Below are 21,703 nucleotides of genomic sequence, written 5' to 3'. Positions count from 1 at the left end.
TTTTTATTCTCTTTTTTTTTATTTATTCATATACTGTAGAGAATAAAATTATATTGGAGGGACCAGAGAATTGGCACATAATAAATCATATAGAAGTTTTATAATATTACAAGAAGATGAAAAAGGACATTCTATGGCTTCAGACAAGCCTTTAACTGGATATGCCAAGATAGAAACTAAGAGTGATAAATGTAAGGTTTCTTTTTATGCTCAGAATTTAAAGAAAGAATACAAGGATTGTTACATGATGCTTATTTGTAACAAAAAAGATTTTAAAAAGAATATAAATCTTGGTCCAATGAACATAAGTCAACAGGGAAAGGCTGAAATGAGTTTAGAATATGATTCTATCAACATAGGGGGATTAAATATATCTTATGACAAAATAGTTGGTGCAGCTATTGGAAAAGATATTAATGGTAGAACAGTATTCTTTATGTGTGGATTTTTAAATAATCAAATGCCAAAGGATAATTGGAAGAATTACGAGATTAAAATGGTTGCAGGTAAAGAATGTGCCCATTATGACAAACATAAGAAGGAAGAAGAAACTAAAAAAGAATATCCTAGCATGAAAGAAGATAAGTATAAGAGTAAATCCTGTGAAGAAATGGAAAAAGAGAAAGAGATGCAAAAACAAAAAGAAATGAAAAAGCAGGAAGAAATGAAAAAGCAGGAAGAAATGAAAAAGCAGGAAGAAATGAAAAAGCAGGAAGAAATGAAAAAGCAGGAAGAAATGAAAAAGCAGGAAGAAATGAAAAAGCAAGAAGAAATGAAAAAGCAGGAAGAAATGAAAAAACAAGAAGAGATGAAAAAACAGAAAGAAATGGAAAAAGAAAAGAAGATGAAAAAACAAAAAGAAATGGAAAAAGAGAAATTGCTAGGATGGAGAGATAAAGAGAAGGAATGGGAAGAAAGAGAGAAAGAATGGCAAGAAAGAGAGAAAGAATGGGAAGAAAAAGAAAAAGAATGGCAAGAAAAAGAGAAGGAATGGAGAGATAAAGAGAAAAAGTGGAGAGATAAAGATAATGAATTTAGATGTAAAGAGAAAGAACACGAGGATAAAGAAAAGTGTGATTGTGATGGATTTATAAGTGAAGTAGATTTAGAGCATGAATGTGAATCTTATGAAGGTGAACCTTATGAAAGAGAGCGAAAATTCTCTGAAATGGAACAAAGATTCTTAAAATATGAAAATGAAATAGAAAATATTAAATTTAGAGAGTGTAAGAAAAAAGAAGATGATACCTATAAAGTTGATTTCAATAGTCCTATAGGAGAAGCATTAATGAGAGCCTTAGAAGGATGCAAAATGGTTCCAGGATTTGCAGAGGATATCAAGAGGTGTGCATGGTATAAAGTGGATGTGAATAGCTTTGATGATATGTGCGATATGTCAAACTATAATAAATATACCATGATGTATTATCCTATGATAAATTACTATCCTTATATAAGTAGGTCAGGGCACTTCTTCTTCGGAATAAAGTGTGATAAAGATGGCAAGATAAAATATATGCTATATGCTATTCCAGGAAGTAAGGATAGAGAGGATCAACCTTATGGAGGTAGAACTGGATTTGTTACATGGGATAAATATGATGATAAACGTTGGGGTAAATATGAGGACGAACATGAGGATAAAGAAAATGGCTATTGGATGATGTTCTATGATTTTGAAAGTTCATCTGTAGTAATTCCTATGAAATAATTTAGATTAGAAACTGTTTATGTAGAAATAAAAAGCTATATAAACAGTTTTTTATTTATGTAATATTATTCTTTTATTTAGTAATTTTTATATAAGGATTGAATATATTTTAAATATAGACTTTAGTCAAATTGGAAAAGAGGTGATTTTTTTGAACAAAAAACAATTAGGCATAACCTTAATACTAATTTTACTTATGTTAATATTAGTTACTGGAGAAAATATGTTTAATGGAAACTTAGAAAAGGTTGCATTAATAAATAACAATATTGAAGGGCTAAATACATATACCGCCCTTGATGGTATTTTAACTTATAAGTTACCTGATAGTTGGGATGTTGAAGAAAAGAAATATCCGGGCAATTATATTATTTATGATAATAATTTTACAAGTGATAGTATGGGATTATGGGGATATGTGCAAATATTAAATTCTAATGAAGATCTAGGAAAAATGATTGAAGATGATAAGAAAAAACTAAACAATGATAATGTAAGCGATTATGTAATAACTGATGAAAAGATTGATAATGAGCTTGTAAAAAAGGTAGTTTTTAAAGAAAAAAATGATAAAGGAATAATTTACGTAAATACAATTTATTATAAAGAGTTAGATGAGAATAAAGTTGTGAAGGTCTTATTTAGTGCAAGTGAAAGTAAGCATAAAGAAGATTATTCTATTATATATAAAGCTATAATTGATAGTTTAAAGCATAGCCAATAGAAAATTTGATTTGGCTTTGTATAAGTATTATAATTAAATTTAAAAGAGAAGCATATTAATATGCTTCTCTTTTAAATTTACAAATAAATATTGGAGGAATTTATGAGGATTGTTTTAGGGGAAATCTTTGGCTTGAAGATTTACAGTTATGGATTTATGATAGGAATAGGCATAATCTGTGCAGTATTATTATTATTAAAGCTGGGTACTAAGAGAGGTTACAACGAAGATAAATTATTCAATGCAACCATATTAACAGTGATCTCAGGTATTTTAGGAGGAAAGATACTGTACATAATAACTGAATGGCAACTTGTTATTAAAGATCCAAGCATGATATTTAAAGATTTTGGAAATGGCTTTGTAATTTATGGAGCTATATTTGGAGGGGCTTTAGGTATATCAATATACTGTATAAAAAATAAGTGGAGTATATTAGAACTTGGAGATTTAATAGTGCCTGGATTAGCCTTAGCTCAAGGGTTTGGAAGGATAGGATGTTTGCTCGCAGGATGTTGTTATGGTGCTGAAACTTCAAGTGCTATAGGTATAGTTTTCCCAGACGGTTCATTAGCACCAGCTGGAGTGCCATTATATCCGACACAAATCTTTTCATCAATTTTTGATTTTGCATTAGCATTATTTTTACTATGGTATGGTAATAGAAATAAGGAAAAGGGAAAAACTCTTGGTATGTATATGATAATATACAGTATAGGAAGATTTTTTGTAGAATTTTTACGTAATGACCCTAGAGGAAATGTAGGAGCATTATCAACATCTCAATTTATATCAATATTTATATTAATAGGAGGGATAGCACTATATAATATAAATAAATTAAAAGGGAGAAAAGAAACAAGTGAAAAATAAAAGATTGATTCTAATAGTACTTTGTTTAATTCTAGGATTAGGCATTGTTGGATGTTCAGCTAAAGAAATGACCACCAAATTTTGGGGAAGTAAAAATAATGACTTTGAATATATAAAAGAAAATAAAGTTGATAAAATAGTTATTCAAAGTACAAGAGACCCTGGATTCAGATTTTTGGTTAAAGAAAAATCTGTAATAGATAATATATATAGTATGTTATCTAAAGCTGAGGTTGTTAACAAGAAGACTGACTTACCTCCAGATTATATTTTTGAAATCCATGTTGGAGATGAAGTTAAAACTTTTTACTATGTAACAGGGGTAAAAAATAATGGAGAAGGTAACTTCTATAACGATGATCATTTTTACAGAATATCTAAGAGATTAGATAACTATTTAATGCAAAATATGCAAGTAATAAGAAAGCCTAGAGCTTTTGATGAAATATATTATGATTCAGTGCTTAAGGTTTTAGAAAAAGATAAGGATGAATTAAATAAAGATAATGCTAAAGTCGGTATTGATATACTTGGAGATAGAGATTGTACAAAGTATATGTTATCAGCAGATATTGAAAATTTTGAAAAAGAAATAAAACAAATAGTACCAAATGCTTCAATAATGAACCATAATAGGGATGATTTTGATATAATAGTTACTGTAAGAAATTATGGTTACACTTCTACTATGTTTAGAACTATAATAACGATTGAGAATAAAGAAACTCATTCAGAGAAAAAATTCTATGTAGATGGAGTGTATAAAAACTCTTGGGACATTAATGTTTATGACAAATGGCAAGATGTTCAAAAGGAATGGGATAGCTAAAAGAATGGAGGAGTTTTCTTATGGGAAGTTGTGCAAGTTGTGCAAATAAAGATAAATGTAGTTCAGCTAGTAAAGATGGAGGATGTAATTCATCAGTACCAGCAAAATTAGGAACTAACTATGGAAACATTAAAAATGTTATAGGAGTTATAAGTGGTAAAGGTGGAGTTGGTAAGTCGACTGTTACTGGAATATTAGCAACTCAATTAGCTAAAAAGGGATATAAAGTTGGTGTTTTAGATGCTGATATAACTGGTCCATCAATGCCAAGATTCTTTGGTATAAATGAAAAAAGAGCAGATATAATTGCTATGGACAGTGAAGGAAAACAAGTTAAATTTGTTCCTGTAAAAACTGACTTAGGTATAAAAGTAATTTCAATGAACTTGCTTATGGAAGTTGAAGATGATCCTGTAATTTGGAGAGGCCCAATGGTTACAGGGGTATTAAATCAAATGTTTAAAGATACTGATTGGGAAGAGTTAGATTATTTATTAATAGATATGCCACCAGGAACAAGTGACATAACATTAACAGTAATGCAAACATTCCCTATAAAGGAATTAATAATAGTTTCAACGCCTCAAGACATGGTATCAATGATAGTTAAGAAACTAGTTACTATGGCTCATAAAATGAATGTCAATGTAAGAGGTGTAGTTGAAAACATGGCTTACATAGAGTGTGATTGTGGTAAGAAGATGAAAGTATTTAGCAAAAAATCTTCAGAAGAGCATGCTGAGTATTTAGGTCTTCCTTTAATAGGAGAATTACCAATAAACGTAGATTTAACTGAAGCTTTAGAGAATGGAAAAGCAGAAGATTATGTTGCTGAAAATTCACTATATTCATTAATATTTGAAGGTTTATATTAATAAAAATAAGAGATATAACTCACTAGAGTTATATCTCTATTTTTTTAAAAAGATTTTAGATTCTATTATGGTAAATAGTAATAGAATATTTGATTTGGAGAATACTATTATTGTTAAAATAAATTTTTAAGGAGGAAACAAAAATGAAAGCAGTAGTAGATAAAGATACATGTATTGGATGTGGATTATGTCCATCAATAGCTCCAGATGTTTTTGATATGGATGATGATGGAAAAGCACATGCAATTGTTGATGAAGTACCAGAAAATAGTAAAGATGCAGCACAAGAAGCAGAAGAAAGTTGTCCAGTAGCAGCTATTAAAGCTGAATAATACTATTAAAAACAAAAGATTCTAAAAGAGATGATTTCTCTTTTAGAATCTTTCCGTTTCATTATAAAGATGTGAATATATTATTTTGAAAACTTCTAAAGCTTCTTTTATTTTAGGTTTTAGTAGATGTTTTTTTTCTTCAAATTCCTTGAAACCTTCTGGTGTTAAAGAATATACTTTTTGTATTTTTCTTTTGGGATCGTCCCACATACCTACTACAAAACCCTGTTTTTCTAGTTTTTTTAGTAGAGGATAAATACCTCCTGTGCTAGGAATCCAAAGACCATTAGTCTGTTCACCAATTTTTTGAGCTAAATCATTTCCATTGGTAGGCTTAATACTAAGTATATATAAGGCGTATATAGGAAGAAGTCCTTTAGTAAAGACTTGTCCTACTGCATCTTTTTCTTTTTGTACTTTTTTCAGATTAGCTACCTGTTTTTTATATTCATCATAAAGGCGTTTTTCTTCAGCTTTTATAAATTCATCATTATACATAATTAAATTTCCTTTTGAATTGAAACTCCTACCATTCCTGGTCCAGCATGAACACCCATAGCAGCACCTATTTCTCTTACTTGAGAATTTAATAGATTAGGATGATCTTTTATTGAAGCAAGAATTTGGTTAGCTTCTTCTTCTGCCATACCATGAAGAACTGCTATATCGCATTTACTTTCATCAAGATGTTCTAAAATTATGCTAGTAAGCTTCTTTAATGATTGCTTTCTTCCTCTTGCCTTTGCAATAGTACAATAAGCACCATGTTCATCAACTGATATTATTGGTTTTAAGTGAAGCAAGTCTCCAACTGTTCCAGAAACCTTACCTATTCTTCCACCACGTCTTAAATATTCTAATGTATTAAGAGTGTAGTAACCTGTTGTAGCTTCTCTTATGCTTGGAAGTGCTGCAACTATTTCTTCAAAGCTTTTTCCTTCTTTAACAAGCTCAGCAGCTTTTAAAACTATAGCTCCTAAAGGATATCCTATTATCTTACTATCAAATAAATAAGATTTGATAGAAGTACGTTCCTCAATAACTAATCTAGCAGCATTAAATGTACCTGATAATGCACTAGAGATAAATATACCTATTATATGAGTATATCCTTCTGCTTCTAATTTATCTAATACTGAGTTTATATAATCAGGACTGCATAGCGAAGTTGTTGGAACTTCAACATGTAAACTTTCATAAACTTGATCTGGTGTTATATCAAAAATGTCATTATATTCTCTGTCTTTATATATTATTTTTAATGGTAATATATTGATGTTATATTCTTTTATTTCATTTATAGTTAAGTCACAAGAACTGTCTGTTATTATAGCGATTTTTTGCATTTTATATGCCCCCAATCATTTTATCGTATAGTTACTAACCTAAAAATAATTCATTTTATAAATGGCTTTATATCAAGTTAGTATCCTTAGATAATTTCTACTAAAATCCAGCAGATATTTAAATCTGTGAGAATTAAGTTTATTTTTCTCTTTAAATGCATTATATATCAATAGTGATACCATTATCAATATTGATAATGGTACAAAGAGAAAATAATCTGTTAATAATATATTAAAACAGATTATTAATAGAGAAAACGGTTTACTTATGAACTTAATTATAAAATTACTTAAAAGATATGGAAGATTTTTCGTCTACTATATGCCAAATAGTATTACCTCTTGATAGGTATACGGGAGTATTATCTTCAGTTTTTAATATAGTTTTACTATCAGAATCTTCTTTTTTCCAGTGGATTTTCTCCATTCTACCATTAGATAATAAATAGCCTTCTCCACTACCAACTAAATCTATGTCTAAATGAGTATTATCAGCTTGAACATTCATGTCAGTTATTTGTATCACTATATTTTTAAATTTTAAAGGTTCTCCAGTATTTTTATCAGTAGAAAGCTCTTTATCCATATACTTTTCATAAAATCCATCTACATAGTTATAGGATGTATTATAATAATTACTTAGGTTAAGATCTATTTCAGATATATAATTTGAAGAACCTAGAAGAGCATTATCTATGAATTCTAAGTTATTATCTTTTGAATAATTATAATCTTTTTGTGAAATAAAGTTTCTTATATTTTTAGCAGAAGTATAAAGGTTATGAGGTGCCTTTCTTGTATTGTCTCTCCAGAAAGCACTTCCATTAGCTATCTCGTTTATACTGTTTAAGGAATCATCACTAGATATAGTGGCTAACGCCTGAGCACTTCCACCACAATGAGCAAAAGGTAAATCATATTCTTTAGATATATCTAAGAAGTATGGACGGACACTTCTAACTGGACCAATAACTTCAGGAGAATTCTCATAAAAGACAGCTAGGAATCTAGGTATTCCACCTTCAGCCATAGTTTCATAAACTATATCAGCTTCAGAAAGTCCACTTTGTGGACGAGCTTCTCTAGAATTTTCAACTATACATATAAAAGGTATATTATCAATTGAGGTTGATTCTAATATATTACCTGTATATGGACTTAAAGTTTCTAAAGATATATTTTCAGAATTATAATTAGTTATATCTTCCTCGTTAAATGTAAGTTTTACTGAATCTATCTTTTTTAATGTATCTATTTTTTCAGAAGTTTTTAAGGGCATTATTAAATTCCCAAGAAATAATCCAATTAATAAACTTATTATTAATTGAAAAGAAATTAAGGTGATTTTTTTCATTTAAATACCTCCTATGGATTAAATTTCATATATTTATTATGTTACATTATATGGAATATTATTCATCATATGGAGAAGTAGTGAATAAGTTTTTACTAATGTCAACTAAAGAAAAATTGAATATAGGTTAAGAAAAAGAAGAAAAAAGGGAGATAATAAGTAATTTTTTAAGTATAAGGATTTTTAAAAATTAGCATAACTACTAATAGTAGAGTATAATGATTCGAGTACAAGATATAGTGGAGTGGAGGAAGTAAGAATGCTACATGTTGTGAAAAGGGACGGTAGAGAATCAAGATTTAATGCGGATAAAATAGCAAATGCTATAAAGAGAGCGGCCAATGAAGTTGGTATTACAATAAGAGAAAGTCAAGTTTTAGATACTATACAGAAGGTAATTAATTATATAGAGATGTCTGGTAAGACAGATGTTACTGTTGAAGAAATTCAAGTATTAGTAGAAAAAGCTTTAAGAGATAATGGGTTTAATAAAGTAGCAACAGCATATAAGGCATATAGAACTGAAAGAACAAAAGTTAGAGAGATTAAATCAGATTTAATGAAAGCTATAAGTAAGATCGGAGTAGAGACAGATAGAGATAATGCTAACGTAGGAAATAACTTCTCATCAAAACTTTTAAGAATAGCTTCAGAATCTAACAAATGGTATAACTTAGCTACAATGCCTAAAGAATTAGCAAAAGCTCATGAAAATGGAGATGTGTATTATCATGATTTAGATAGTTATAACTTAACTACAAACTGCTTACACATACCAACTGGTGAGTTATTACAAAGTGGATTTAACACTGGATACGGAACTATTAATGCACCAAGAAGAATAGAGACAGCAGCGGAATTATCATGTATTTTATTACAATCAACTCAAAATGATATGTTTGGAGGTCAATCACACCCAGACTTTGATAATGATATGAGTGTGTTTGTAGAGCCTACAAGACAAGAAATAAGAGAAGAGTATATAGGTTTAGGCTTAGAAGGTGCTAAGTTAGATGAATTAGTAGAGAAGAAATTAAGAGAAAGAGTACACCAAGCAATGCAAGGTGTTGTTTATAACTTAAATACAATGCATTCAAGAGCTGGATCTCAAGTTCCATTTAGTTCATTAAACTTAGGAATACCATATAATGAAGATGCGGCTTTAGTTTGTGAAATATTCTTATTAGAATACGAAAAAGGGTTAGGAAGAGGAGAACAACCAATATTCCCTAACATAATCTTTAGAGTAAAAGAAGGTGTAAATAGAGAAACTGAAGATCCATACTTCTATTTATATGAATTAGCATGTAGAGTAGCAGCTAAAAGAATGAATCCAACTTTCATGAATATCGATGCGGACTTTAATAAGGAATATTATGATAAAGGATATATGCCAGCAACTATGGGATGTAGAACTTATCTTATGAAAAATGTTAATGGTGAGCCAGGATGTAAAGGAAGAGGGAATATAGCCCCTACAACTATAAACCTTCCTAGACTTGGAATATTAGCAAAGAAGGACATTAATAAATTCTTTGAGCTATTAGATGATAGATTAAGAATAGCTAAAGAATCTTTAATGCATAGATATGGAGTTCTTAAGAACTTAAGAGTTAAGGATCTACCTTTCGTAGCAGGTCAAGGATTAATGAAAGGTGCAGAAAACTTAGGACCAGATGATTCAATCGAACCAATCTTAAAGCAAGGAACTTGGGGAATTGGATTTATAGGAGTTGCGGAAACTTTAATAGCTTTAACAGGAAAGCATCATGGTGAAGATGAGGCAGCTAGAGAGCTAGGATTAAAGATAGTTGAAAGAATAAGAGAATATTGTGATAGATTAGCTGAGGAAACTAAACTTAACTGGAGTTGCTATGCTACACCAGCAGAAGGTTTATCAGGTAAATTTATAAAGCAAGACCAAAAGGCTTTTGGAATTATTAAAGGGGTAACAGATAAAGATTACTACACTAATAGTTATCATGTTCCAGTTTATTGTCCAATATCAATAAAAAATAAGATTGATATAGAAGCACCATATCATAAATTATGTAATGGTGGACATATTAGTTATATAGAAGTTGATGATTGTCCAAATGCAGAAACTATAATGAAAATAGTTAACTATGCTTATAAGGAAACTAATATAAGTTATATGGGTATTAACTTCCATATAAGATACTGTAAAAACTGTGGAACATATCTTCACAACAATGAGTGCAAATGTACTAATTGTGGAAGTCAAGATATTCAAGGAGTATCAAGAGTTACTGGATACCTAAGTCTTGATGAAAGATTTGGTCCAGGAAAATACCAAGAAAGAGAAGATAGATGTTCTCACTTAGAAGGTAATAAAAAAGCTTACCATTGCGTTTAATGCTTTTATAATAGGAATATAGGCAAGTTTTAAATAGAAAAATCTATAATTTATATTTTGAAGATGTATTATTTAGTTTAAAAACCGTTATAGGATTATAAATTTTATAAAATAAGAAAATCTTAAAATATATGTATAGATTTTTCTTTTTTATGTTTAAAATGGAATTGTCTTAAATTTAACAAAATATTATTGACTATAAATTTTTATGTGGTAAAATAAATAAAAATAAACGTTACTTCGTATAACCCTAATGATATGGATTGGGGGTTTCTACCAAGAACCGAGAATTCTTGATTACGAAGAAAGCCTATTTGCTTTCTTCGTAATCAAGAATTTTTTTTTGAATTTTTTATCTAAATTAGTTTCAAATATTAAATTCTTTGATATTAAATAAAATTAAAGCTAAGCTTTTATGTTATGAAATTATAGATTGAATAATAAGATAAATAATTAAGTTAATGGAGGATATTTAAATGAATTTATTAAATTTACCAAAGATAGAATTACATTGTCACTTAGATGGATCATTAAGAGTTGAAACAGCAATTGAATTAGCTAAAAAAGAAGGAATTGAATTAGATAACTATGATTATGATAAGGTAAAAGAATTATTAGTTATTCCAGAAGAGTGCGAATCATTAGATGATTACTTAAAGAGATTTGATCTTCCTGTAAGTATATTACAAAGACCAGAAAATCTAGAAAGAGTAGCATTTGAGTTAATGGAAGATGCAAACAAAGAAAATGTAAAGTATATAGAAATAAGATTTGCTCCATTATTCCACTTAGAAAAAGGCATGACTCAAGAAGAGGTAATATCTAGTGTAATAAAAGGAATAAGAAAAGCAGAGGAGCTTTATGATATAAGAGGTAATGTAATATTATCATGCTTAAGACATCACTCTGTAGATAGTGTTTATGAAGTTATTGAGGCTGGTAAGAAATTCATAGGAAAAGGTGTTGTTGCTATAGACTTAGCTGGTTGTGAATTAGAAAACTTCGTTAAACCTTATGAAGAAGTAATGAAGGTGGCTAGAGAAGCTGGATTTAGAGTTACAATACATGCAGGTGAGACTGGTTACGGAAAAAATGTTAGAGATGCCATTGAACTTTTAGGTGCCGAGAGAATAGGTCATGGATTATTTATATTTAATGATGAGGAAGCGTATAATTTAGTTAAAAATAAGGGAGTAACATTAGAAATGTGTCCTAAGAGTAATATAGATACAAAGGGTGTAGCTAAATATGAAGAACATCCTATCTATAAATATCATAAGGATGATATAAAAGTTAACTTAAGTACAGATAATAGAACAGTTTCTAATATAACTCTTACTGAAGAATTTGAAAATGTAGATAAAGCTTTTAATATAGATTTTGAAGACTATAAAAAGATTTATTTAGATAGTGTAGATGCTTCTTTCTGCACAAATGAATTAAAAGAACAATTAAAATTAGCTATATAATTATATGAAATTAAAAAAGATGACTTTTAGTCATCTTTTTTTAGTTTAAACATATAAATATTTTTATTATGAGAGTATATAGAAAAAGCTTTATCACTGTGATAAGATACTCTTTAAAAATGAAAGGGGGAAATTGATTTGGCGGTTATAGATAAAAATACTGGAGAAAAGATTTATATAGTTGATACTACATTAAGAGATGGAGAACAAACTGCAGGTGTTGTTTTTGCTAATCACGAGAAAATTACAATTGCAAGTATGTTAAGTGAACTAGGCGTTGATCAATTAGAAGTTGGTATTCCAACTATGGGAGGAGATGAAAAAAAGGCTATTAAGGAAATATGTAAGAAAAATCTTAAACCAAGCATAATGGCCTGGAATAGGGCAAATAAAAAGGATATAGAAGAATCTATTGATTGTGGAGTTGATGCAGTTGCTATATCTATTTCTGTATCTGATATCCATATAAAGCATAAGCTTAAGAGCTCTAGAGAATGGGTTTTAGAAAATATGATTAATTCTGTAGAGTTTGCAAAGAAAAATGGTTTATATGTTTCTGTAAATGGAGAAGATGCATCAAGGGCAGATGATGATTTCCTTTGTCAATTTATATTGGAAGCTAAAAAGGCTGGAGCAGATAGATTTAGGTATTGTGATACTGTTGGAGTTATGGATCCATTTAGTATAAGAGAAAAGATCGAAATGATTAAGAAAAATACTAATATTGATGTAGAAATGCATACTCATAATGACTTTGGAATGGCCACAGCAAATGCTATAGCTGGAATTTTAGGGGGAGCAAATCATATAGGAGTTACGGTTAATGGTCTTGGAGAAAGAGCTGGAAATGCGGCTTTAGAAGAGGTGCTTATGGGTTTAAAATATGTTCATGGATATGATATTGGAGTTAAAACAGAAATGTTTAAAGAGGTATCAGAATATGTATCTAAGGCTTCAGGAAGACAATTACCTGCATGGAAAGCTATTGTTGGAGATAATATGTTTAGACATGAATCAGGTATTCACGCAGATGGGGCTCTTAAAAATCCTAAAACTTATGAAGCTTTTAATCCAGATGAAGTAGGGTTACAAAGACAAATAGTCATAGGTAAACATTCTGGAAAAGCAGCTTTGGTAAATAAGTTCAAAGAGTATGGAATTATTCTAAAAGAAGGAGAGGCAAGTTGTCTTTTAGAAAAGGTTAGAGAACTTTCAGTAATGCTGAAGAGAAGCTTATTTGACAAAGAAATAGTACAACTTTATAAAGATTATTGTATTAAATAGAAAATTTTTTTATTGATAAATAAATGGGGCATCAGTAAAAAAATATATTTATATTTTTAAAGATAAAAATATTTTAAAATGAGCAATAAATAAAGAGGAGGAATAAATTTGGGGGATAATTTAGTTTATAAGATATTAAAAACTCATCTTGTAGAAGGCGAACTTAAAACAGGAAATTTTATTGGAATAAAAATAGACCAAACTTTAACTCAGGATTCTACAGGAACTATGGCATATCTTCAATTAGAAGCTTTAGATATAGATAGAGTAAAGACGAAGAGAAGTGTAGCTTTTGTTGATCATAATATGCTTCAACAAGGGTTTGAAAATGCAGATGATCACAAGTATATAAAAACTGTTGCTAATAGATATGGGATTCATTTTTCAAAGCCTGGTAATGGAATATGTCATCAAGTTTTTTTAGAGAGATTTTCATGTCCAGGAGAAACCTTAATAGGGTCGGATAGTCACACGCCAACAGCAGGTGGATGTGGAATGTTAGCTATTGGAGCAGGAGGGTTAGATGTTGCTTTAGCTATGGCAGGAAAACCATATAAAATAGTTGTTCCAAAGGTTTGTAAAGTTAATTTAACAGGAAAGCTTAAGAACATGGTTTCTGCAAAGGACATAATCTTAGAAGTTTTAAGGATAGAAACTGTTAAGGGTGGAGTGGGAAAAATATATGAGTATGCTGGTGATGGTGTGAATACTCTTACTGTTCCTCAAAGAGCCACTATAACTAATATGGGAGCAGAACTTGGAGCAACCGCATCAATATTCCCAAGTGATGAAAATACATTAAAATTTTTAAGAAAACAAGGAAGAGAAGAGGACTACCGTGAATTAAAAGCAGACGAAGATGCTTTTTATGATGAAGAAATGACAATTAATTTAAGTGAATTGGAGCCTTTAGTTGCAATTCCACATAGTCCCGATAATGTGAAAAAAGTTAAAGATGTTGGAGAAATAAAGATTGATCAGGTTGCTATTGGTAGTTGCACAAATTCTTCTTATGAAGATTTAATGAAGGTAGCTAAAATACTAAAAGGAAGAAAAATTAACAAGGATATAAGTTTAGTTATTGCTCCAGGATCAAGACAAGTTATGGAGATGATTTCTAGAAACGGAGCGTTAGGAGATATCATAAGTTCTGGTGCTAGAATATTAGAAAATTCTTGTGGTCCTTGCATAGGAATGGGACAATCTCCAGGAACTAATGAAGTTTCACTTAGAACTTTTAATAGAAATTTCTATGGACGAAGTGGAACTTTATCAGCTAAGGTTTATTTAGTTAGTCCAGAAGTAGCGGCAGTTTCAGCTTTAAAAGGAGTTTTAACAGATCCTAGAAAGTTAAATATAAACTTAGAAGAGAAAGAAGAGTACAATTTCTTGATAGATGATAGTATGATTTTAAGTCCTTCTATGGATAAGAGTGAAAATATTATAAAGGGACCTAATATAAAGAGTTTTCCTGTTAACTCAAAGCTTGAAGTGAAAATATGTGGAAAAGTTTTATTGAAGGTTGAAGATAATATAACTACAGATCACATAATGCCTTCAAACTCTAAGTTGCTTCCTTTTAGAAGTAATATACCATACTTATCTGAGTATTGTTTTAATACTATTGATGAAGATTTTCCTAAAAGAGCTAAAGAAAATAATGGTGGTTTTATAATAGCTGGGGAGAATTATGGACAAGGGTCAAGTAGAGAACATGCGGCATTAGCACCTCTATATCTTGGAGTAAAAGGAGTTATTGCTAAATCCTTTTCTAGAATTCATAAGGCGAACTTAATAAATAGTGGAATAATCCCTATGGAGTTTAGTAGTAAAGAAGATTACGATTCTATAGAGTTAATGGATGAGTTTATTATTGAGGATATTTTTAATAATTTAGAAAATGGTGTTTTACAAGTTAAAAATATCACTAAAAATACGGAGATACTTGTTCAGATAAATTTATCGAAAGAAGAAAAAGAAATCATAAAAGCCGGTGGAAAAATAAATTATCATAAGAGAAGAAGATAATTTAAGGAGGAAGAATTTATGAATAGAGTAACTTTAATACCAGGTGATGGAATAGGACCAGAAATAGTAGAGGTTATGAAAAATGTTGTAAGTGCTAGTGGTGCAGAAATAGAATGGGAAGAAGTACAAGCTGGCGAAGGGCAAATTGAAATCTCTGGAGAAGTTCTTCCAAGAGAAGTTATAGAATCAATAAAAAGAAATAAGGTAGCTATAAAAGGCCCAATAACAACGCCTATAGGATACGGATTTAAAAGTGTAAATGTGACTTTAAGACAAGAATTAAATCTTTATGCTAATTTAAGACCAGTAAAAAGCTTTAAAGGAATAAAGTCAAGGTATTCAGATGTCGATTTAGTTATAGTTAGAGAGAATACTGAAGATTTATATGCAGGAATAGAACATAAGCTAGGGGATTATGGCGCAGAGAGCATAAAAATAATAACAAAGAGCGCCTGTGAAAAAATAGTTAATTTTGCTTGTAAATATGTTAAAGATAACAAGAGAAAAAAAATAACAGGTGTACACAAAGCTAACATTATGAAGCTAACTGATGGTTTATTTTTAGATGTGTTTAGAAAAGAATGTGAAAAGAACGAAGTAGAGCATGAGGATTTAATAGTTGATGCTGCTGCTATGAATTTAGTATTAAATCCTGATAAATATGATGTTTTAGTTATGCCAAATCTTTATGGAGATATTTTATCAGATTTGTGTGCAGGATTAGTTGGAGGATTAGGAATTGTTCCAGGAGCTAATATTGGGGATGACTTTGCAGTCTTTGAAGCTGTGCATGGAAGCGCACCTCAAATAGCAGGAAAAAATTTAGCTAATCCTACAGCATTAATTCAATCAGCAATAATGATGTTAAGATATTTAGAAAAATATGAATATGCGGAAAAAATAGAAATGTCTTTAACAAAGGTTTTTGAGGAAGGAAAAGTTTTAACTATTGATTTAGGTGGAAGTGCTTCTACTAAAGAATTTGGAAATGAAATTATAAGAAATATGAATTAAAACTGAAAATAATCCACAGACAAATAAATTTTAATTGGCTGTGGATTATTTTTTATTTTAACAACTGTGGATAAGTTTCAAAAAAATATTCTGTGGATAATTTTTTGAACGTATTATTGTTAGTAATTTGGTGTACTTTCACTGAAAATTACAGTGAGATGTATATTATACAATAAAAACTATGAGAGATTCCAGTAAAAATTTGGGTAGCTAAAGGTTTTAATTATAAATATTTTAAAGTAATGTGAATAAGTATGGAATCATATTGACTATAGACCTTATTTATTAGACAATAAATAGGATTTAAAAGCAGATGGGCGGCTAAAGACTACCCATTTGCTTTTATTTTTTTATGTAGTTTTAAAAAAGGGGGATTAATTTTGGTTAAAGCTTTTAAAAATAAAGATTTTTTATCTACTATGATAATGATGGCTGTTCCTATTACTATACAAAGTTTTATTACATCATCATTAAATTTAGTTGATAATTTAATGGTAGGTAAACTAGGTGAAGAAGCTATAGCATCTGTTGGGTTAGCAAACCAATATATATTTATTTTTACACTATGTATTCTTGGAATAAATGCTGGAGCTAGCGTTTTTATGTCTCAGTTTTGGGGTAAGAAAGATTTGAAAAATATAAAAAAAGTTTTAGGGTTAGATATATCTATTGGACTTATAGTATCAACTATTTTTGCTTTAGGCTCTGGATTTTTTTCCTATGAAATAATGAATATTCTATCTAATGATTTGGGAGTAATAGAATTAGGAGCGCGATATTTACAGATTGTTGCTATAAGTTGTATTTTTACTAATTTTACTCAAGCGTATTCTTCAGCTTTAAGAAGTACAGAGCAACCTAAAGTTCCTATGTATGCTAGTATGGTTGGGGTTTTAATAAATGCATTTTTAAATTGGGTATTTATATTTGGGAACCTAGGATTTGAACCTATGGGAGTTAGTGGAGCTGCTTTAGCAACTACAATAGCTAGATTAATTGAAATGATATTTATAGTTTCTTTTGTTTACTTTAGAAAGAATAAAGTAGCATTAAAGTTAAATGAACTTATATCCTTTGATTTTAACTTTGTAAAAATTTATTTTAAAACTTCTTGGTCTGTTATAGCAAACGAAATTATATGGTCACTAGGTATGACAGCTTATTCTATTGCCTATGCTAGGATAGGAACTAATGCTGTTGCCAGTATGCAAATAGCTACTACCTTAAATAACATGTTTATGGTTTTATTAATAGGATTAGCTACGGCTTCATCAATAATGATAGGAAATAAAATAGGATCTAATGAGGAGGGGATAGCAAGAGAATATGCTAAAAATATAGCTATTATAGCTGTTGGTGTTGGATTTGTTTTAGGAGTTTTAATATGGATAACAGCACCATTAGCACTTAAGCCTTTCAATGTAAGTCAAGGTACTTATTTAGATACAGTTAAGGTTTTAAGAGTAATAGGATTATTCTTCACAATAAGAGCTTTTAATATGGTTATGATTGTTGGTGTTTTTAGAGGTGGCGGAGATACAACTTATTCTATGCTAGTTCAATGCGGAACTATATGGCTTTATGCTGTTCCTATGGCATTCTTAGGTGCTACTGTATTTTCATTACCTATTTATGGAGTCTATTTCTTAATATGTACAGAAGAATTTTTAAAAATAATATTTGAGTTAGTAAGATTAAAGTCTGGAAAGTGGATAAAGAATGTTATAAGTGACATCGAAAAAAATGAAGTTGATGATAATTTAATAGTTGTATAAATAAAAGGGTTATATTAATAGTTTCAAAGTAAGATTCTATTAATATAACCCTTTTTTTAGATTATGATTTCTTTGAATGTAACACAGGTTTTACTAGACATGACTTGAAGAAATTTATTGCTATCCAAAAGATAAGTTTCTAAGTTATTTTTTTGAGAATGTATATTGCCTAATTTATTGCATAAGGATAATAAAGCCACATCATGAATATCAGTTGTATTTATTAAATCTATAATGCTATATGAAATTCTATTTAGGACAAAAGCCGGTGCAGAATGATGCTTTACTAGTGCTATTATGTTTTCATTTAGAGTATCATCATCGCTATATTCTCTAAGGATTCTTCTAGTTATTTCTCCTCCAACTCTATCGTGTATTGGGTTTAAAGTTCTCGCTTTTCCAATATCATGGAAGAATGCAGACCACATAAAAGCTTTTGGGTCGTTAGATAAATCTTTGTATTTTGAAGCTAGGTCTACTACATTTAATGTATGAGTCCAAGGATTAGATTGGTCGATTTGATTTTCTTTATTAAGTTGGTTGAAAATATTAAAAGAAGAATTTTTAAATGATTCTTCATCCTTAATTTGATTTAAGAATATGGATGGTTTATTATCCTCTAATAAATGCTTCTCAATTTTTAAAAATAAGTTTTGATTATTCATTGTGTACCCCCTAATTAAATACTTATTTTAATAATTAACAATAGTAAGCATTTTTAAACAGTTAAATTAAAAAAAAGGAACATATAATAAAGCAGGAGGTAATTTTTTATGAGTAATACCATTAGATTATCAGGAATCGCCTATGAGAGTTTAGTAAATGGACCAGGAATAAGAAGAGTTTTCTTTTCACAAGGATGTAGACATAATTGCAGAGGATGTTTTAATCCAGATACTCACGACTTTAATGGTGGTGAGGAAATGGACATAGATGAATTAATAAAAGACTTATCAGAAAATCCTTTTATAGATGGAGTAACATTTAGTGGTGGAGATCCATTAGAACAAGCTAATAAGTTCATATATATAGCTAAGGCAGCTAAAGACTTTGGATTAAATGTTTGGAGCTATACTGGATATAGATTTGAACACTTATTAGAAAAGGCTGATGAGTTTAATAAGTGGAAAGAATTTTTAGAGAATATAGATGTATTGGTTGATGGAAAATTTGAAATAGATAATAAAGAAGATGGACTTAAATTTAGAGGTTCTTCAAATCAAAGAATAATAGACGTTAAAAAAAGTTTAAAAGAAGGAAGAATAATTGAACTGGAATTTTAAGAATTAAGATTTTGTAAAAAACTTCAATTGTAATATGTTCATAATAGTTTATGCGAAAAAGCTATGGTAAAATTATTTATATAAATATTGGGAAGTTGAGAATTAGATTGCTTAAGGGGAGTAGAAAGCGTATATGTTAGAATTTATTTTAGGCAAAAATGAATTTGTAAAGTGTCGAAAAGAATTTATAAGCAGAGAATTTTTCATATGGATTTTGTTTGAGATCTTAGGAGCTGTATTTGTATTTGTAATGACCATGGTGTTCATTAAGGCTAGTAAAAATCTTAACAATAGTTTTTATGCAATTACCTTACTAGCATGGCTTATTTTTTCTATAATATGCAATATTAAAAATAGAAAGATAATAGAGGAAAGTATAAATGAAAAAGTAAACTTTCTAGAGAGTAAAAACATGTTTGGTAAGTGTACAGTTGAGGTTATGAGTCATGGGTTAAAAATAAAATACAATGAAGGAATTGAAGAAAGAATGTATCCATGGAAAATCATAAGAGAAATTTCTTCTTTTAGGGGAAATATATATATATTTATATCTTCAATTGATTATATTTCAATTCCACAGGAAGCTTTCAGAAATAGTGAAGAGCGTGTTTCCTTCTTAAACAAAATAAATAATGATAGAAATAATGTTAGAGAACGTATATTATCTATTATTGGATTAGCATAAAGCTTAACTTTATAGTTAAGCTTTTTTTTTATTGATTCTTTTTTTAGTGAGTGTTGATTTAAAAAAGAGCCTTTATATTAAATCTGGTAATCTAGGTTACATACTTTTTTTAACTTTAGATATATATTAAAAATAGATTATTAAAAACAAATGTGATATATTAATTATAAAAATTTAAAGAGGTGGAAAATAAATGTATAATTTTTTAGTAAAGAAAACAAAGTGTACAGAAACAAATGCATTATTAATCCCATATTTTGAAGATGAAACAAAGATACCTAATGAAGAAATTAACAGTAAGATAGATATACTTAAGAAAAAAGGCCAATTTAAAGGAGCTTATGGAGAAATATTCAGTATAAATAGAATGACTAATGAGGATATACAAGATGTAATTTTATTAGGTCTTGGAAAATCAAAAGAGTTAACTAAAGAAAAATTAAGAAGAGCCTTTGGTAAAGTCGTAAATGAGATTAAGAGATTGAAGAGTGAAAGTGTTTTCTTAAGATTTGATTCAGTAGATAATATAGGAATAGAAGATACTTTAAAAGCAATGGTAGAAGGATTAGCTTTATCATCATATACATTTAATAAATACAAGAGTAATAAAAAAGAAGAGGCCGATGTCACTATTCATATTGGTGGACATAACATTAAAGAAGAGGATATAGAACGTTGTGAAAAAGCTGTTAGTGAAGCAATTTTACTTTCAGAAACTACTTGTTTAGCAAGAGATTTAGTAAATGAACCTGCTAACAAGATGTATCCAGAGACTTTAGCTGAAGAAGTTCAAAATATAGGTTCAAAATATGGCTTTGAAGTTGAAGTCTTTGATGAAAAACAAATAGAGGAATTAAAAATGGAATCTTTCTTATCAGTAGGAAAGGGCTCAGATAATCTACCAAGACTTATTGTAATGAGATATTTTGGTGATAGAGATAATATGGATAATAGATTAGCATTAGTAGGAAAGGGATTAACTTATGATTCAGGTGGATATTCTTTAAAAACTAATGCAGGAATGGTTACAATGAAGGCTGATATGGGAGGCGCTGCTGCTGTTATAGGAGCTATAAGTGCTATAGCTAAGAAAAATCTAAAAATAAATGTAATAGCTGTAGTTGCTGCTTGTGAAAACTTAATATCAGGTCATGCATATAAGCCAGGAGATATAATTGGTTCTATGGCTGGTAAGACAATAGAAATTTTAAATACTGATGCTGAGGGAAGACTTACTTTAATAGATGCTGTAACTTATGCTATAGAAAAAGAAAAAGCTAGTGAGGTTATAGATGTAGCTACTTTAACTGGTGCCGCTGTGGTTTCTTTAGGTGAAGATGTTACAGCTGTATTAACTAACAAGGATGAATTTTATGGGGAATTAAGAGAAGCTGCAAAGGAAACTGGAGAAAAGGTATGGCAAATGCCTAGCTTTGAAGATTACAATAAGCTTATAGAATCAAACATAGCAGATTTGAAAAATATAGGTGGAAAATATGCAGGAACAATAACAGCTGGTTTATTCATTGGTGAATTTGTTGACAATAAACCATGGTTACATTTAGATATAGCAGGACCAGCATTCTCTGATAAAAAAGGAGATTATTGTCCAGTAGGCGGTACAGGTGCCGGTGTTAGAACATTATATGAATTAGCAAATAAAAGATGCCAATAGTATAATAAATAATCATTCTATTAATATTAAACTAAATAAAAAAGAAGTGGAGAAATCCACTTCTTTTTT

At 29.4% G+C, this 21,703-nt stretch carries 19 protein-coding genes and 1 riboswitch; of the genes, 15 read left to right on the top strand and 4 right to left on the bottom strand.

Translation table 11 applies throughout. From position 1 onward, the window contains the following. Positions 1-70 precede the first annotated feature (70 nt). From OIF33_RS13395 to OIF33_RS13370, 6 genes are all read left to right on the top strand, one after another. Complete coding sequence (locus tag OIF33_RS13395; RefSeq protein WP_322504764.1) at positions 71-1,711, top strand: hypothetical protein; 1,641 nt, start codon at positions 71-73, stop codon at positions 1,709-1,711. Between the two features lie 142 nt (positions 1,712-1,853). Next, positions 1,854-2,435, top strand: a complete 582-nt coding sequence (locus tag OIF33_RS13390) for a hypothetical protein (protein WP_416173362.1) — start codon at positions 1,854-1,856, stop codon at positions 2,433-2,435. Positions 2,436-2,537: 102 nt separating this feature from the next. Next, on the top strand, positions 2,538-3,308 hold the full coding sequence (locus OIF33_RS13385; protein ID WP_322504762.1) for a prolipoprotein diacylglyceryl transferase: 771 nt from the start codon (positions 2,538-2,540) through the stop codon (positions 3,306-3,308). Next, positions 3,298-4,137 carry a hypothetical protein gene (locus OIF33_RS13380; RefSeq protein WP_322504761.1) on the top strand — a complete coding sequence of 280 codons (840 nt, stop codon included), beginning with the start codon at positions 3,298-3,300 and terminating at the stop codon, positions 4,135-4,137. Before OIF33_RS13385 ends, OIF33_RS13380 begins: the two co-directional genes overlap by 11 nt. A 20-nt stretch (positions 4,138-4,157) precedes the next feature. Continuing rightward, the gene (locus OIF33_RS13375; RefSeq protein WP_322504760.1) at positions 4,158-5,012 is read left to right on the top strand and encodes an Mrp/NBP35 family ATP-binding protein; all 855 of its coding nucleotides are present in this window, start codon (positions 4,158-4,160) and stop codon (positions 5,010-5,012) included. Positions 5,013-5,155: 143 nt separating this feature from the next. Beyond that, positions 5,156-5,344 (top strand): ferredoxin, encoded by a 189-nt coding sequence (locus tag OIF33_RS13370; protein WP_322504759.1) that lies wholly within the window; start codon positions 5,156-5,158, stop codon positions 5,342-5,344. 42 nt (positions 5,345-5,386) lie between these two features. Here OIF33_RS13370 and OIF33_RS13365 read toward each other — a convergent pair whose 3' ends face one another. From OIF33_RS13365 to OIF33_RS13355, 3 genes are all read right to left on the bottom strand, one after another. Then, a complete protein-coding gene (locus OIF33_RS13365; protein WP_322504758.1) occupies positions 5,387-5,842 on the bottom strand; it encodes a PadR family transcriptional regulator in 456 nt (151 codons plus the stop codon). Between the two features lie 2 nt (positions 5,843-5,844). Continuing rightward, entirely contained in the window at positions 5,845-6,690 is an 846-nt protein-coding gene (locus tag OIF33_RS13360; protein ID WP_322504757.1) for a DegV family protein, read from the bottom strand. Positions 6,691-6,976: 286 nt separating this feature from the next. Then, on the bottom strand, positions 6,977-8,044 hold the full coding sequence (locus OIF33_RS13355) for a DUF3048 domain-containing protein (RefSeq protein WP_322504756.1): 1,068 nt from the start codon (positions 8,042-8,044) through the stop codon (positions 6,977-6,979). A 259-nt stretch (positions 8,045-8,303) separates the two neighbouring features. Between OIF33_RS13355 and OIF33_RS13350 the strand changes: the two genes are divergently transcribed. The 6 genes from OIF33_RS13350 (at position 8,304) to OIF33_RS13325 (ending at position 17,991) form a co-directional block, all read left to right on the top strand. After that, a complete protein-coding gene (locus OIF33_RS13350; protein ID WP_322504755.1) occupies positions 8,304-10,421 on the top strand; it encodes an anaerobic ribonucleoside triphosphate reductase in 2,118 nt (705 codons plus the stop codon). A 220-nt stretch (positions 10,422-10,641) separates the two neighbouring features. Then, a riboswitch (purine riboswitch) is annotated at positions 10,642-10,741 on the top strand. Between the two features lie 156 nt (positions 10,742-10,897). Further along, positions 10,898-11,890 (top strand): adenosine deaminase, encoded by a 993-nt coding sequence (gene add / locus OIF33_RS13345; protein WP_322504754.1) that lies wholly within the window; start codon positions 10,898-10,900, stop codon positions 11,888-11,890. Positions 11,891-12,028: 138 nt separating this feature from the next. Beyond that, positions 12,029-13,174 (top strand): homocitrate synthase, encoded by a 1,146-nt coding sequence (nifV, locus tag OIF33_RS13340; RefSeq protein ID WP_322504753.1) that lies wholly within the window; start codon positions 12,029-12,031, stop codon positions 13,172-13,174. A gap of 108 nt (positions 13,175-13,282) precedes the next feature. Then, on the top strand, positions 13,283-15,202 hold the full coding sequence (locus tag OIF33_RS13335; RefSeq protein ID WP_322504752.1) for an aconitate hydratase: 1,920 nt from the start codon (positions 13,283-13,285) through the stop codon (positions 15,200-15,202). 18 nt (positions 15,203-15,220) lie between these two features. Next, complete coding sequence (locus OIF33_RS13330) at positions 15,221-16,216, top strand: isocitrate/isopropylmalate dehydrogenase family protein (protein WP_322504751.1); 996 nt, start codon at positions 15,221-15,223, stop codon at positions 16,214-16,216. Positions 16,217-16,635: 419 nt separating this feature from the next. After that, on the top strand, positions 16,636-17,991 hold the full coding sequence (locus OIF33_RS13325; protein WP_322504942.1) for an MATE family efflux transporter: 1,356 nt from the start codon (positions 16,636-16,638) through the stop codon (positions 17,989-17,991). A gap of 56 nt (positions 17,992-18,047) precedes the next feature. Here OIF33_RS13325 and OIF33_RS13320 read toward each other — a convergent pair whose 3' ends face one another. Further along, positions 18,048-18,656, bottom strand: coding sequence for an HD domain-containing protein (locus OIF33_RS13320; protein ID WP_322504750.1), 609 nt, complete (start codon positions 18,654-18,656; stop codon positions 18,048-18,050). A gap of 108 nt (positions 18,657-18,764) precedes the next feature. Here OIF33_RS13320 and nrdG point away from each other — a divergent pair, with 108 nt between their 5' ends. The 3 genes from nrdG to OIF33_RS13305 all read left to right on the top strand — a co-directional run bounded on the left by nrdG (position 18,765) and on the right by OIF33_RS13305 (position 21,634). Next, a complete protein-coding gene (gene nrdG, locus OIF33_RS13315; RefSeq protein ID WP_322504749.1) occupies positions 18,765-19,274 on the top strand; it encodes an anaerobic ribonucleoside-triphosphate reductase activating protein in 510 nt (169 codons plus the stop codon). A 133-nt stretch (positions 19,275-19,407) separates the two neighbouring features. Beyond that, positions 19,408-19,959 carry a YcxB family protein gene (locus OIF33_RS13310; RefSeq protein WP_322504748.1) on the top strand — a complete coding sequence of 184 codons (552 nt, stop codon included), beginning with the start codon at positions 19,408-19,410 and terminating at the stop codon, positions 19,957-19,959. A 193-nt stretch (positions 19,960-20,152) separates the two neighbouring features. Further along, complete coding sequence (locus OIF33_RS13305) at positions 20,153-21,634, top strand: leucyl aminopeptidase (RefSeq protein ID WP_322504747.1); 1,482 nt, start codon at positions 20,153-20,155, stop codon at positions 21,632-21,634. Positions 21,635-21,703 lie beyond the last annotated feature (69 nt).

It is taken from the genome of Clostridium sp. LIBA-8841, from assembly GCF_034439435.1.
GTDB lineage: Bacteria > Bacillota > Clostridia > Clostridiales > Clostridiaceae > Sarcina.
Note: the sequence above shows the minus strand (reverse complement) of the source record. Positions and strands in the feature narration are given on the sequence as shown.

Bases quoted from the DNA above. Each gene is read 5' to 3' on its own strand.
- OIF33_RS13385 (WP_322504762.1), top strand. From the start codon at position 2,538: ATGAGGATTGTTTTAGGGGAAATCTTTGGCTTGAAGATTTACAGTTAT.
- OIF33_RS13375 (WP_322504760.1), top strand. From the start codon at position 4,158: ATGGGAAGTTGTGCAAGTTGTGCAAATAAAGATAAATGTAGTTCAGCT.
- OIF33_RS13370 (WP_322504759.1), top strand. From the start codon at position 5,156: ATGAAAGCAGTAGTAGATAAAGATACATGTATTGGATGTGGATTATGT.
- OIF33_RS13365 (WP_322504758.1), bottom strand. From the start codon at position 5,842: ATGTATAATGATGAATTTATAAAAGCTGAAGAAAAACGCCTTTATGAT.
- OIF33_RS13360 (WP_322504757.1), bottom strand. From the start codon at position 6,690: ATGCAAAAAATCGCTATAATAACAGACAGTTCTTGTGACTTAACTATA.
- OIF33_RS13355 (WP_322504756.1), bottom strand. From the start codon at position 8,044: ATGAAAAAAATCACCTTAATTTCTTTTCAATTAATAATAAGTTTATTA.
- OIF33_RS13350 (WP_322504755.1), top strand. From the start codon at position 8,304: ATGCTACATGTTGTGAAAAGGGACGGTAGAGAATCAAGATTTAATGCG.
- add (WP_322504754.1), top strand. From the start codon at position 10,898: ATGAATTTATTAAATTTACCAAAGATAGAATTACATTGTCACTTAGAT.
- OIF33_RS13330 (WP_322504751.1), top strand. From the start codon at position 15,221: ATGAATAGAGTAACTTTAATACCAGGTGATGGAATAGGACCAGAAATA.
- OIF33_RS13325 (WP_322504942.1), top strand. From the start codon at position 16,636: ATGATAATGATGGCTGTTCCTATTACTATACAAAGTTTTATTACATCA.
- OIF33_RS13320 (WP_322504750.1), bottom strand. From the start codon at position 18,656: ATGAATAATCAAAACTTATTTTTAAAAATTGAGAAGCATTTATTAGAG.
- nrdG (WP_322504749.1), top strand. From the start codon at position 18,765: ATGAGTAATACCATTAGATTATCAGGAATCGCCTATGAGAGTTTAGTA.
- OIF33_RS13310 (WP_322504748.1), top strand. From the start codon at position 19,408: ATGTTAGAATTTATTTTAGGCAAAAATGAATTTGTAAAGTGTCGAAAA.
- OIF33_RS13305 (WP_322504747.1), top strand. From the start codon at position 20,153: ATGTATAATTTTTTAGTAAAGAAAACAAAGTGTACAGAAACAAATGCA.